The sequence below is a fragment of the Ralstonia sp. 24A2 genome (assembly GCF_051783885.1).
Taxonomy (GTDB): Bacteria; Pseudomonadota; Gammaproteobacteria; order Burkholderiales; family Burkholderiaceae; genus Ralstonia.
The window spans coordinates 994,171-1,007,790 of the sequence record NZ_JBPVZD010000003.1; the positions used below are offsets into that span (position 1 = coordinate 994,171).

10 protein-coding genes are annotated in these 13,620 nt (G+C 64.6%); 2 read left to right on the forward strand and 8 right to left on the reverse strand.

Features of this window, described 5'->3' with window-relative positions; translation table 11 throughout:
- The first annotated feature begins 211 nt into the window (after positions 1 to 211).
- Positions 212 to 1,141: a hypothetical protein gene (locus ACS13N_RS21955; protein ID WP_438933709.1), complete on the forward strand. Its 930-nt coding sequence runs from the start codon at positions 212 to 214 to the stop codon at positions 1,139 to 1,141.
- Positions 1,142 to 1,154: 13 nt separating this feature from the next.
- Here ACS13N_RS21955 and ACS13N_RS21960 read toward each other — a convergent pair whose 3' ends face one another.
- Genes ACS13N_RS21960 through ACS13N_RS21970 form a run of 3 tightly spaced genes read right to left on the reverse strand, consistent with a single transcriptional unit; the run spans position 1,155 to position 7,115 of the window.
- A complete protein-coding gene (locus tag ACS13N_RS21960; protein WP_438933710.1) occupies positions 1,155 to 2,600 on the reverse strand; it encodes an efflux transporter outer membrane subunit in 1,446 nt (481 codons plus the stop codon).
- Positions 2,597 to 3,901: an efflux RND transporter periplasmic adaptor subunit gene (locus ACS13N_RS21965; RefSeq protein WP_438933711.1), complete on the reverse strand. Its 1,305-nt coding sequence runs from the start codon at positions 3,899 to 3,901 to the stop codon at positions 2,597 to 2,599. Before ACS13N_RS21965 ends, ACS13N_RS21960 begins: the two co-directional genes overlap by 4 nt.
- Complete coding sequence (locus tag ACS13N_RS21970) at positions 3,894 to 7,115, reverse strand: efflux RND transporter permease subunit (protein ID WP_438933712.1); 3,222 nt, start codon at positions 7,113 to 7,115, stop codon at positions 3,894 to 3,896. Before ACS13N_RS21970 ends, ACS13N_RS21965 begins: the two co-directional genes overlap by 8 nt.
- 259 nt (positions 7,116 to 7,374) lie before the next feature.
- Between ACS13N_RS21970 and ACS13N_RS21975 the strand changes: the two genes are divergently transcribed.
- Entirely contained in the window at positions 7,375 to 8,649 is a 1,275-nt protein-coding gene (locus tag ACS13N_RS21975) for a cystathionine gamma-synthase family protein (RefSeq protein WP_438933713.1), read from the forward strand.
- A gap of 97 nt (positions 8,650 to 8,746) precedes the next feature.
- Here the strand turns inward: ACS13N_RS21975 and ACS13N_RS21980 are convergent, their stop codons facing one another.
- The 5 genes from ACS13N_RS21980 to ctaD all read right to left on the reverse strand — a co-directional run bounded on the left by ACS13N_RS21980 (position 8,747) and on the right by ctaD (position 13,616).
- Positions 8,747 to 10,063 (reverse strand): MFS transporter, encoded by a 1,317-nt coding sequence (locus tag ACS13N_RS21980; RefSeq protein WP_438933714.1) that lies wholly within the window; start codon positions 10,061 to 10,063, stop codon positions 8,747 to 8,749.
- 142 nt (positions 10,064 to 10,205) lie between these two features.
- Positions 10,206 to 10,547 carry a cytochrome C oxidase subunit IV family protein gene (locus ACS13N_RS21985; protein WP_438933715.1) on the reverse strand — a complete coding sequence of 114 codons (342 nt, stop codon included), beginning with the start codon at positions 10,545 to 10,547 and terminating at the stop codon, positions 10,206 to 10,208.
- Positions 10,548 to 10,555: 8 nt separating this feature from the next.
- Positions 10,556 to 11,248 carry a heme-copper oxidase subunit III family protein gene (locus tag ACS13N_RS21990; RefSeq protein WP_438933716.1) on the reverse strand — a complete coding sequence of 231 codons (693 nt, stop codon included), beginning with the start codon at positions 11,246 to 11,248 and terminating at the stop codon, positions 10,556 to 10,558.
- A complete protein-coding gene (locus ACS13N_RS21995) occupies positions 11,245 to 11,853 on the reverse strand; it encodes a cytochrome c oxidase subunit 3 (protein WP_438933717.1) in 609 nt (202 codons plus the stop codon). The genes ACS13N_RS21990 and ACS13N_RS21995 overlap by 4 nt, the downstream gene beginning before the upstream one ends.
- Complete coding sequence (gene ctaD / locus ACS13N_RS22000) at positions 11,850 to 13,616, reverse strand: cytochrome c oxidase subunit I (protein WP_438933718.1); 1,767 nt, start codon at positions 13,614 to 13,616, stop codon at positions 11,850 to 11,852. The genes ACS13N_RS21995 and ctaD overlap by 4 nt, the downstream gene beginning before the upstream one ends.
- Between the last annotated feature and the right edge of the window lie 4 nt (positions 13,617 to 13,620).

A 13,620-nucleotide genomic window follows, 5' to 3' on the forward strand; every position in this document is an offset into this window, starting at 1 on the left:
TGAGATTATTGAAAATCTGAATTAAGCAAACTTGATTCTGACGGAAAGCTATGCTGGTATTGGGTTTGTGGAATATGTGAGGCAGATTTAAATAGTTCCCCCCGGCTGTGGGGAGCGTCCGCTTTTTGCCCGATGACACAATCGCCGGAAAACCGGAAACTGCGGCCTGGACGGCACTTGAAACCATTGCAGATCCGGACGGGGGAACTCCATGCAGGGAAGTTGGATTGCAATCTCCGCAGCGCGTGCGCAGGCGCATCGGCTGTATGGCGTGCGGGGTTGGCTGGTGACGTTGTTGTGGCTGAACACGCTGCCCGCGCTGGCTGTCATGCTGACAATGAGCATGATCCTCATGCTCGGCGAGGCAGGCGGTGATTCGTTCCGGCTCGTGCCAGCGCTCGTGGGGCTGGTCTTTCCGCTGGGGCTGGTGGTCGTGGCGTTCTTGCGCGTGCGCTGGTTTCCGTTGGTCTGGCTGGGCTATTGCCTGCTGCAGTTGGTGGCCACGCTGGCCATGAGCGGCGGGATCAAGGCGTGGGCCGCGCAGGCGACCGGAGGAGCGGCGGCGGGGCTGCCGATGACGCTGTTGCTGGCGGCGGAGGTGCTGGTGCCGATCGGGACGCTGGCGTACCTCGTCCGCTCACGCCGCGTGCGCGTGACATACCGGCACGAGGTGCGTGCGAACGACCCGGCCGCGGCGCCGGCGGTATTCGACAAGCCCGCCCCGAACGAAACCCCCACTGATGCCACCGACCACGCGCGCGAGCGCGCAGCGTTGCGGCGCGTGACGCAGGAGCTGAGTTCCGGTGTGCTGGATACGCAAACGTGGATGCAGGTGATGCGCCATCACGCTGATGCCACCGACAGCACGCGCACCGCCGCCTACGTGCGTGCGCGCATGGCGGTGCTGTGTCCGCCGGCGCATGTGCACCCGCCGCTGGTGCGCACGCTTGCCTCAGGCCTGGGTGCGCTGCTGGTCAGTCTTGTCGCGGCGGGTGTGTTGATGGCCGCGGTGATTGCGCTGGCGCTGCGCGTGCCTGGTGACACCTCCGAGCTTCTTGAAGCAGGGGTCACCGTAGCGCTGATGCTGAGTTGGCTGGCAGGCCTGTTTGCCGGTGCGGGCTTCCTGCGCCGCATTGCCTGACCTGACCCAATCACTACTGTTTGGCTGTCGGCGCCGTAGCGGGGTGGTTCCAATCGCCGCCCACCGCCTTGACGAGGAACACGCTGGTCGTCAGCTGCTGCCCCAGGATCTGCACGGCCGTGCGCTGGTTGTTCAACAGCGACTGCTGCGCGGTGATCACGTCCAGCGAAGTTGCCAGCCCACCTTCGTATCGCACGCTGGCAATGTCGTAGACCTTGCGGGCGCTTTCCACCGCCGCGCGGGCCTGCGTGGCAGCCCGGTCGAGTGATTGCAGCCCGGCCAATCCATCCTCCACTTCCTGCAACGCGCCCAGCACTGTCTGCCGATAGTTGGCGATCGCGCCTTGGTAACCCGCGTTGGCAAAGTCCACGCGTGCGCTCGTGCGGCCGGCGTCGAACACCGTCTGCGCGATCTGCGTGCCGAACGACCACAACAGCGTGGGCGCACTGAACAGCAGCGCGAGATCACGGCTTTCCCAGCCGGCGCCGCCACCCAGCATGACGCTGGGGAAGAACGCAGCACGCGCCACGCCCACCTGTGCGTTGGCGGCAGCGGCACCGCGTTCAGCGGCGGCCACGTCGGGGCGGCGTTCAATGACGTCGGACGGCAGCGCCACCGGAATCGCGGGCGGTGTTCCTGCCAGCGGTACGGGGTCCATGTGGAAAGCGGGCGCGGGTGTGCCGACCAGCGTGGCCAGCGCATGCACATACTGTGCACGCTGTTTGATCAGCAGTTCAGCCTGCGTGGCGGTGCTGTCGACCAGCGCCTGCTGTTGCGCGAGATCCAGCCCGGAGGCCACGCCGTCCTGATGGCGTGAGGTGACGAAATCGAGCGCCTTGCGCTGCAAGGTCAGGCCTTCCTGCACCACGGCGATTTCCGCATCGGTTTCGCGCAGGTTGTACCAGGTCGTGGCCACCTGCGCGGTGAGCAGCAGGCGGAAGTTCTCCAGGTTGGCTGCAGCTTGCTGTTCGCTGGCGGTGGCGTTGGCAACGGTGTTGCGTACGCGGCCGAACAGGTCGGCTTCATAGCTCACGTCCGCGCGCAGTACGAAGTCGTTCTGTACCGTCGACATGGTCGGACTGCTGTACGACGCGAGCGGCCGGAAGGCGGATGTACGGGTGCGCGAATCGTTGCTGCTGGCCGTGACGGTCGGCAGCAGGCTGGCGCGTGCCACGCGCGTGAGCGCCTGGGCCTGCTCCAGGTTGGTCAGTGCCACCTTGAGCGACTGGTTTTCGCGCAGTGCCTGATCGATCAGCTTGTCGAGCTGCGGATCATTGAAGCGTTGCCACCAGGGGCCTTTGGGTGCGTCATCGGCGGGTTGCGCGGCGCGCCAGGGGGCTTCGGTCTGCCAGTGGGCGGGCACGGCCATGGCCGGACGCTCGTAGTGCGGCGCCAGCGAGCAGCCCGCCAGCAGGGCGGTCAGTGCGGCTGCCAGCGCGGACGGACGCAGCCCGGTCATGATGCGCGCGGCGCGGAGGCCGCAGGCGAGGAAGCAGGCGAAGCGGCAGGCGCCGGCTTCACGATGGTCACCGACTCGCCCTGTTCGATGGAATCGGCCGGGTTGAGGATCAGCGCATCGTCGCGCTTCAGGCCGGAGAGGATTTCCACCGTGCGGCCGAAGTCTCGGCCGATGTTGACGGGGCGCAGGTCCACGCGGCCGTTCTCCGCAACGGCAATGCGCGGGCCTTCCTTGCGGAACAACAGCGTGTTGGTCGGCACGATGAACGATGTCGGTGCATCGCCGGCCGCCCCGGCCTTGCCGGCAACCGCCACCTGCACATACGCGCCGGGCATCAGGCGGCCATCCTTGTTGGGCAACTGCACCTCGACCTGCATGGTGCGCGTGGCCGTATCAATGGCGCCGGAAGCGCGCGCGATGGTGCCGTGGAAGGTCTGCCCCGGCATTTCGGCCAGCGTGACGGCCACGTCCTGGCCGACCTTCACCTGCTGCGAATACGCCTGCGGTACGTACAGGTAGATGCGCAGGGGGTCGGTCTGCGCCAGCGTGAACAGCTCGCGGTCGGCGCCCGCATTGCCGGCGTTGACCAGCGTGCCCACATCGACATTGCGCTTGGTGACGACACCTGCAAACGGCGCCACCACACGGCGGAAGCCTTGCAGCTCCTGCAGGCGGCGCACGTTGGCCTCGGCGGCGGCCAGGTCGGCCTGGGCCTGGTTGGCGGCGCTGGTGCGCTCGTCCAGTTCCTGTTGCGAGACGGCGTCTTTCTGGCGCAGGTTCTGCCAGCGTGTGAGCGAGGTCTGTGCCAGTGCGCGACGTGCGGCAGCCTGATTGCGCGCGGCCTGGGCCTGGTTCAGTTCCTGGTCCACCTCCGGCGTGTCGAGCAGGGCCAGCACTTCGCCCTTGTCGACATGCGCGCCGATGTCCTTGAACCAGCGCAGCACATAGCCGTTGGTGCGCGCATAGATGGGCGATTCCACAAAGCCCTGCAGCGTGCCGGGCAGCGTCAGGTCACGGCTGGCGCTGGCGGGTTTGGGCGCGGTGGTGTTGACGTAGCGGCTGGTCTGCGCGCTCACCTGCCGCTCCAGCGCATGCGTGTTGTAGTAACGATTGACCAGCGTGCGCGCGGCGCCCAGCGCCAGCAGCACGGCCACGACAATCACGACCCAGCGTGCGCGTCGCATGGCGCGGCCGCGGTCCACTTGCTCGATCGGGTCAACGGTGACGACATGGTGTGGCGGGCCGTCTGCCAGATGCCCTGAATGCGGTCCCGAATGGGCGCTGGATGTTTGCTCAGACATGTCCTTCGCTTCCCCGTAAGTCAGTGCCGGTACCACGCCGGGCATTTCGTTTGGTATGCCGCTGCAATCTGTTGTGCACGCTGGCAAACACCACCGGAACAAAGAAGAGTGTCGATACGGTCGCAAACAGCAGGCCACCGATCACCGCACGGCCCAGCGGCGCGTTCTGTTCCGCGCCTTCACCCAGGCCCAACGCCATCGGCACCATGCCGATCATCATTGCCAAGGCCGTCATCAGCACCGGGCGCAGGCGGGTGGCGCCGGCTTCCAGCGCGGCCTGCACCGGTGCAATGCCTTCGGCCAGCCGCTCGCGTGCAAACGAGATCAGCAGAATCGAGTTGGCCGTCGCCACCCCCATCGTCATGATCGCGCCCGTGAGCGATGGCACCGACAGCGTCGTGCCCGTCACGAACAGCATCCACGCAATGCCCGCCAGTGCCGCCGGCAGGGCGGTCACGATGATGAGCGGGTCGATCCACGACTGGAAGTTCACCACGATCAGCAGATACACCAGCACGATGGCCATCACCAGGCCCACACCCAGGCCCACGAACGACGATTCCATCGTCTGTACCTGGCCGCGGATGGTCACCTGCGCGCCGCGCGGCAGCTTGGGGCGGATGTCGTCGACGGCCTTCTGCACTTCCTTGGCGACGGCACCCAGGTCGCGCCCCTGCACGGCGGCGTACACGTCCACCACCGGCGTGATGTCGTAGTGCGACACGACCTGCGGCTGCACCGATGGGCTCACCTGGACGAGGTTGCCCAGCAGTTGCGGGCCACCCGCCTGCGCTGCACCGCCACGCGAGCCGGCCACCGGCGTGCGCAGCAGCGCATCGAGCGAATCCACGCGGTATTGCGGGCTCGTCACGGCCACCTGATACACCACACCGTTGACCGGGTTCAGCCAGAACGTGGGCGACGTCTGGAAGCTGGAACTGAGCGACACGAGCAGGTTCTGCGCCACGTCACGCCCTTCCAGGCCGACCTGCTGGATGCGCGTGCGGTCCATGTTCAGAGCAAGCGTTGGCTGGTCGAAGCGCTGGTGCACGTGCGTATCCACCGCGCCAGGGATCTGCTTGATGCGGTTGGCCAGGATGCCGGCGAGTTGCTGGTTGGTCGCCACATCGGCGCCGGAGAACTGCACGTCAATCGCCGAGGGCAAACCGAAGTTCAGGATCTGGCTGACGATGTCCGCCGGCTGGAAGGCAAACTCCACGCCCGGAAAGCGCTTGGGCAGTTCTTCACGCAAGCGGCTGACGTAGACGGCGCTGGGTTTGCGCTCGCCTTCGCGCAGGGCGATGAGGATTTCGCCGTCCAGCGTGCCGATCGTGCCGGCGTTGCTGTATGACAGGTTGATACCCGAGTTCGGCACGCCCAGGTTGTCGAGAATGGTCGACAGTTCCTGCTTGGGAATGATCTCGCGGATGGCCGATTCCACCTCGTCCGCCAGGCGTGCGGTCTCCTCAATGCGCAGGCCAGACGGCGCACGCATGTGCAGGCGGATCTGGCCGGCATCCACATCGGGGAAGAAGTCGCGCCCCAGCACCAGATACAGCGCACACGACGCCAAGCAGAAGCCCAGGAACGACAGCGCGAACGCGCGGCGGCGCTCCAGCAGCCCGCCGAGGATGGCCGCGTAGTTGCCGCGCATGTGCTCGAACTGCGCGTTGAATCCCTTGTAGATGCGTGCGAACGTGCCGGGCGCGGCGTCGGGCTTCTTCGTGTCTTGCGTGTGCCCGGTCATCAGCATCATCACCAGCGTCGGCACCAGCGTGCGCGAGAGCACGTAGGACGCCAGCATCGCAAAGATCACCGCTTCGGCCATCGGCACGAACAGGTAACGCGCCACGCCTGTGAGGAAGAACATCGGCACGAACACGATGCAGATACAGATCGTGGACACGAAGGCCGGCACGGCAATCTCGGCTGCACCGTCCAGGATGGCGGTGATCGGGTCCTTGCCCTCGTGCAGATGACGCTCGATGTTCTCGATGGTGACGGTGGCATCGTCCACCAGAATCCCCACCGCCAGCGCCAGGCCGCCGAGCGTCATCAGGTTGATGGTCTCGCCAATCAGGTGCAGCACGATGATCGATGTCAGGATCGACAAGGGAATCGATATCGCGATGATGACCGTGCTGCGCCAGTTGCCCAGGAACAGCAGGATCATGGCGGCCGTCAGGCACGCAGCGATCAGCGCCTCGCGAATCACGCCCTCGATTGCTGCCTTCACAAACAGCGACTGGTCGAACAGCGGCGTGATCTTGAGATCTTGCGGCAGCGCTGCCTCCGCCGCGGGCAGCAGCTTGTAGATGTTGTTGACGATGTCCAGCGTGGACGCGCCGCCGTTCTTGAGCACCGACAGCAGCACGCCGCGCTGGCCGTCCTGGCGCACCACGTTGGTCTGCGGCGAGAAGCCGTCGCGCACGTTGGCCACGTCGCCGAGGTACAGCGTGGCGCCGTTGCTGGTCTTGACCGGAATGGCATTGAGCGCTGCGATGCTGCCCGGCGTGCCATTGAGCGTGACGCCGTATTCGGTGGCGTCGATCTTCTGCGTGCCGGCCGGCAGGATCAGGTTCTGCGCGCCCACCGCATTGACGATGTCCACCGGCGTCAGGCCCTGCGCCAGCAGCTTCTGCGTATCCAGATCGACCGTGATCTGCCGGCTCTTGCCGCCGTACGGAAATGGCACGGCAATGCCCGGCACGGTAATCAGGCGCGGGCGCAGGAAGTTCAGCGCCGTGTCATTGAGTTCCTGCTCTGACAACGTGTTGGAAGACAGGCCCAGCTGCAGAATCGGAATGCTCGACGCCGAATACTTGATGACCAGCGGCGGCGTGGTGCCCGGCGGCAACTGGCGCACCTGCGCTTGCGTACTCGCCACGATCTGCGCCAGCGCCGTCTGAATGTTGGCGTTGGGTTGGAAGAAGACCTTGATGATCGAGATGCCGCCCAGCGATTGCGACTCGATGCGCTCGATGTCGTTGACGGTGGTGGTGAGGCTGCGCTCCGTCACGGAGACGATGCGATCGGCCATCTCCTTGGCGGGCAGGCCGTTGTAGTTCCAGATGATGCTGGCGACCGGAATGTCGATTTCCGGAAAGATGTCCGTTGGCGTACGCATGAGCGTAAACGGCGTTGCCAGCAGGATCAGCAGCGCAAGGACGATGAACGTCAGCGGCCTTCGCAGCGCGAGTTGGACAATCCACATGGAAGCGTTTCAGAACCGCGAAGCGTTGACGGGGGCGGGAGCCACCCGAGCGGGCGGCGACCGACAATTCTAGCGCTGGGACTGTTCGATCAGAATGTTTTGATGATCAGACATTATTACAGTGCATAACGGCGGCTGCCCGGGCAACTTAAGGGCCTCGGCAGACATGTGCGGCAAGCCGCAGGTGCCGCGCGGCTTTCGGCGCTATACCCGACATCACGTGCTGCGCCGCCGCAGGTGCGCCCCAAATCGCGCGATAATGCCAAGCTTTCCCGCATTTCTTTCGCCCCCGCCCGCCATGACCGGACTCACCACCGCCCTCCTGCACGCCGACCGCGAAGCCGGCTCCGAGCACTACGCCGTGCACAAGCCGCTGCATACATCCACCACCTATGGATATACGGATACGCGCGAGTTGATCGACGTGTTCCAGGGCAAGCCCGGCTACACCTATGCGCGTCAGGGCAACCCGACCACGGCAGCGCTGGAAGCCAAGATCACCATGATGGAGGACGGCCTGGCCACCGCGTGTTTCGCCACCGGCATGGCTGGCATCGTGGCGGTGTTCTCGACCCTGCTGCGCGCGGGCGACCACGTGGTCTCCAGCGCCTTCCTGTTCGGCAATACCAACAGCGTGTTCGAGACGTTGCGCCACATGGGCGTGGAAGTGACGTTTGTCGATGCCACCTCGGCACAGGCCGTGGCGGACGCCGTGCAGCCGAACACGCGCCTCGTTTTTGTGGAAACCATCGCCAACCCGCGCACGCAGGTGGCCGACCTCAAGGGCATCGGTGACATTTGCAAGGCGCGCGGCCTGCTGTACGTGATCGACAGCACGATGACCTCGCCATGGCTGTTCCGCGGGCGGGATGCACAGGCGAGCCTCGTGGTGCATTCGCTGTCCAAGTACATCGGCGGGCACGGCAACGCGCTGGGCGGCGCGGTGGTCGATACCGGCCTGTTCGACTGGACGACATATCCGAACATCTTCCCGGCCTATCGCAAGGCCAAGCCGGAAATGCAGGGCATCCAGCAGATTCGCAAGAAAGGCCTGCGCGATCAGGGCGCCACGCTCATTGCCGATGCCGCACACCGCATTGCCGTGGGCGCCGAAACCATGGCCCTGCGCATTGACCGCACCTGCAGTAACGCGCTGGCGCTGGCCCGCACGCTGGCCGCGCACCCGAAGGTGGCGCGCGTGTACTACCCCGGTCTGCCGGAGCACCCCGAGCACGCTCGCGCCACCGAGCTGTTCCGCCACTACGGCGGCCTGCTGAGTTTCGAGCTGGTGGAAGGCGCAGACTACGTGGAGATGCTCAACCACCTGCGCTTTGCCGTGCGCGCCACCCACCTGGGCGACACGCGCACGCTGGTGATTCCCGTCGCGCCGACCATCTACTGGGAAATGGGTGCCGAGCGCCGCGCCTCCATGGGCATTGCTGACTCGCTGGTGCGTGTGTCGGTCGGCATTGAAGACGAAGCCGACCTGCTGGCCGACTTCACGCAGGCGCTGGATTCGACGGCAATCAGCTGAATCGACTGTTTGGTTTCTGTTTTTCGGCCCGCCCACTCCTACAGTGGGCGGGCCTTTTCATTGGATGTCAGCAAACCTGCTTGATGGCCCGGCGGACTCAGGCGGGGTGATTCGGCCCACGCCGTACCACGCACATCAGCAGGGCGCCGGCACAGAGGTACAAGCCCATCACGAACGCCAGCCCCGGCACCGGGGACCCCGCATGGCTGGTGATCCACGTGGTAACCGAAGGCATGACCGATGGCCCGAGGTTCCCCAGGCTGCTGATGAGGGCGATGCCACCCGCGGCGGCTTTACGCGGAACGTACTCGCTCACGGCGGCAAAGAAGAGCGGTGTGGTGGACGACTTGCCCACCGCGACCACCGCCAGCGCCACGATGGACCAGACCAAGTGCCCCTTGGCAAAAATCGTCAGAAACAGGCCGAATGCGGCCAGCAGCGCCATGCATGCAAAGTGCCGACGGCGTTCCTGGCGGCGATCGGAACTCCGGCCCACCAGCACCATGCTGGCGGCGCCCACCACTGCGGGAATGCCGGCCAGCAATCCGACGACGAACACGTCTGCCACGCCCCAGCTCTTGATGAGCGTCGGTGTCCAGAACACCACCGCATAGCTCGCGCCCAGAAACAGGAAGTACGTGAGCGACAGCAGATAGACCTTCGGATCGCGCAGCAGCCCGCCCAGCGCACCATGGCTTGCTTGGGCGCTGTTCTGGCTCAGCAGGCGGCGCAGCGTGTGTTTCTCGCCTTGTGTGAGCCAGGCGGCGTCTTCGGGGCGGTCTTTCAGCGTGAAATAGGCCACGATGCCAAGCAGGGGGGCCGGCAGACCGTGCATGACAAACAGCCATTGCCAGCCGTGCAGGTCGAGCACACCGTTCATGAATTTCATCAGCCAGCCCGAGGCTGGGCCGGCGATGATCCCGGCAATCGGCAGGGCGACCATGAAGGTTGAGATGGCCTTGGCGCGCCGGCTGCTGGGGTACCAGTAGGTGAGGTACAGAATCACGCCGGGAAAGAACCCCGCCTCGAATGCGCCCAACGCAAAGCGCAGCGCGTAGAACTGCATGGGCGTTTGCACGAACATCATGGCGGCCGCGCACAGGCCCCAGCACACCATGATGCGCAGCAGCGTCTTGCGTGCGCCGATCTTCTCCAGGATCAGGTTGCTCGGCACTTCAAACAGGAAGTAGCCGACGAAGAAGATGCCCGCGCCTGCCGCGTACACCGCATCGCTGAACGGCAGCGATTGCTTCATCTGCAACTGCGCAAAGCCGATGTTGATGCGGTCCAGATACGCGACGACGTAGCACGTGATCAGCAGCGGCAGCAGGTGCCAGTTGACCTTGATAAAGAGTGCATCGTCATTGGGCTGCGCAACGTCGCGCAGGTCGGTTTCCACCAACACCTTTTCCATGCCTGTCTCCTGTGTCGTGGCGCGGTGCCATGGCCGGCATCGCGCGGCGAGGCTTGTTAGCGCCTCGATCAGAAGATGGTGCTAGGAATGGCGCCAGGTTGCGTGTCGTGCAACCAATCCTTACGTTCAGGCGGTGTTGCGGTCAATGAAAGAAGAGGGTACGCATGCCAAAAGTGTGATGCGCTTCCGCAGCCATCAACAGCATCAGCACGATCAGGCACAGGGGCGGGATCAGGATGGCGTACACCAGTGCCAGACGCTCCCACACCATGTGCATGAACACCGATACGATCAGGCCCGCTTTGGCAATCATCAGCACGACGATCAGGATCCAGCGTGTTAGGCCTTCCACGCGGAAGTAGTCCACCAGGTACGACAGGGTGCTCAGCACAAACAACAGGCCCCAGATCTTCAGATAGATGCCGATGGGGTGCTGCTGGCCGTGTGCAGCTTCTGGAGCATGAGCGGGTTCGGTGTGGTCCATGACGTGCCTCACCACAAGTAGAACAGCGCAAAGATGAACACCCAGACGAGATCGACGAAGTGCCAGTACAGGCCCGCGATCTCCACGATCTGGAAGTTGCCGTGTTCGATAAAGCCGGGTTGCCGGATCTTGCGCGCGATCAGCAGCAGGTAGATCACGCCGCAGGTCACGTGAAAGCCGTGGAACCCGGTGATCATGAAAAAGCACGCGCCAAATTGCGCCGCGCCCAGCGGGTTGCCCCACGGCCGCACGCCTTCGAGCACGATCAGCTTGGTCCACTCGAACGCCTGCAGACAGACGAAGCTGGCACCGAGCAGCGCCGTGGCCAGCATGAGCGCTGCCGCACGTTTGGCGTTGCGCCGGTAGCCGAAGTTGACGGCCATCGCCATGGTGCCGCTACTACTGATGAGCACGAAGGTCATGATGGCGATCAGCAGCAGAGGCACCTCGATGCTGCCGATCTTCATGCCGAACACCTCGGCCGTGTCGGGCCACGGCACCGTGGTCGACATGCGCACTGTCATATAGCCGATCAGGAAGCTGCTGAAGATGAAGGTGTCCGACAGCAGGAAGATCCACATCATGGCCTTGCCCCACGGCACCTTGAAGGCCTCGCGGTCGGCCGACCAATCGTTGACGATACCGTGCCAGCCTTCGGGCAAGGTTTGCGGGGAATCGGTCGGGAGCGTGGGCGTGCTCATGGCGTGGCTCCATACAACGGCCCGCAGATGGCGGTGACGAATGCGGGGGTGATCCACCACATCGCCGCCAGCAGCACGAGCCACACGGCCAGCAGGAAGTGCCAGTACGTTGTGCACAGCGCGATGGCGCGCTGGGTGCGATCAGCGTTGCTGCGCAGGTGTGCGACCGTTACTGCCCAGACGACGAGCCCGCCGATCACGTGCACTGCATGCAGGCCGGTGAAGACATAGAGAAAGCTGTTGGACGGGTTGACCGCCACGCCTTGTCCGGCGGCCGAGAGCTGTTGCCATGCGATCCATTGGCCGAAGACGAACAGCGCCGCGAGCACGCCGCCCGCTAGCAACCAGATCGTCCGGCGTGTATCCGTTCGCCGTGCACGTTGCATCGCCACACTGGCCAGCGCGAGCGCGCCGGTGTTCCACCACAACAGCACCGGGTGAGGCACGGGCATCCAATCGGGTTCGCGCATGCGCATCGCATAGGCCAGGATGAGCAGCGAGAACAGCGCCGTCACTACACCCATGAAGACGCGCAGGCCAATGCGCCCGGCGCTTGGCAGCACAGGCGGCGCATCTGGAGCGAAGTGGCGGGGCAGGGTTGTCATGCGCGCACCCCGCCGGCGTGGAGGATGTCGGCTTCTGTCTCGGGCGCGCCTGGTGCACCGGACGGCGGCTCGTTCTGCGGTACGAAGTCTTCGGTGCGATCGGGCGGGCTGTACTCATACGCCCAGCGATAGACCACCGGCAGCGTCGGCCCCCAGTTGCCGTGCACGGGTGGCGTTTGCGGGGTCTGCCATTCGAGCGTGGTGGCGCGCCAGGGGTTGCCGTCAGCCTTCTTGCCGCGCACGAGGCTCCATGCCAGGTTGAAGAGAAACAGCAACTGCGCCACCCCCACGATGATCGCGATGACGGTGATGAACGTATTCAGCGTCTGCGCGGATGGCGGAATGAAGCTGTAGCCCTCATACGCGTAATACCGGCGCGGCATGCCCAGCACGCCCAGGTAGTGCATCGGGAAGTAGATCAGGTACGTGCCGATGAAGGTGATCCAGAAATGCGCGCGGCCCAGCGTGTCGTTCAGCATGCGGCCCGTCACCTTTGGATACCAGTGATAGAGCCCGCCAAACACCACCAGGATCGGCGATACGCCCATCACCATGTGGAAGTGCGCGACCACGAAGTACGTGTTGGACAGCGGAATGTCCACGCTCACGTTGCCGAGGAACAGCCCCGTCAACCCGCCGATTACGAACGTGCTGATGAAGCCGATGGCAAACAGCATCGGTACGGTCAGGTGGATGTCCCCACGCCAGAGCGTGAGCACCCAGTTGTAGACCTTGAGCGCGGTCGGGATGGCAATGATGAGCGTGGTGGTGGCAAAGAAGAAACCGAAGTACGGGTTCATGCCCGACACGAACATGTGGTGCGCCCACACCACGAAGCTCAGTACGCCGATGATGATGATGGCCCACACCATCATCTTGTAGCCGAAGATGTTCTTGCGCGCGTGCGTGCTGATAAGGTCCGACACGATGCCGAAGGCCGGTAGTGCAACGATGTAGACCTCCGGATGCCCGAAGAACCAGAACAGGTGCTGGAACAGCAGCGGGCTGCCGCCGGCATGCGGCAGATGCTGCCCCATCGACACCACCGCCGGCACGAAGAAGCTCGTGCCCAGCGTCTTGTCGAGCAGCATCATGATGGCCGACACGAACAGGGCGGGAAACGCCAGCAGCGCCAGCACGGTCGCCGTGAAAATGCCCCACACCGTGAGCGGCATGCGCATCAGCGTCATGCCGCGCGTGCGCGCCTGCAGCGTGGTGGTCACGTAATTCAGCCCACCCATCGTGGCTGCGATGATGAAGATCGCCAGCGACACCAGCATCAGCACGATGCCCCACTCGGTGCCCGGCGTGCCCGGCAGGATGGCCTGCGGCGGATACAGCGTCCAGCCCGCGCCCGTCGGCCCGCCCGGCACAAAGAAGCTCGCCACCAGCACCAGCACGGCCAGCAGGTAGACCCAGTAGCTGAGCATGTTCAGGAACGGGAACACCATGTCGCGCGCACCCAGCATCAGCGGGATCAGGTAGTTGCCAAAGCCGCCCAGGAACAGCGCCGTCAGCAGGTAGATCACCATGATCATCCCGTGCATGGTGACGAACTGGTAGTAGTGATTGGCGTCGATGAAGGCGAACTTGCCCGGAAAGCCCAGCTGCAGCCGCATCAGGTTCGACAGCACGAGCCCCACCAGCCCGATGGCGATGGCCGTAAGCGAGTACTGCACCGCGATGACCTTGTGGTCCTGGCTCCAGACGTAGCGCGTCCAGAAGCTTTGCGGGCCGTCGTGGTCGGTGTGGGCGTAGGACATGGAG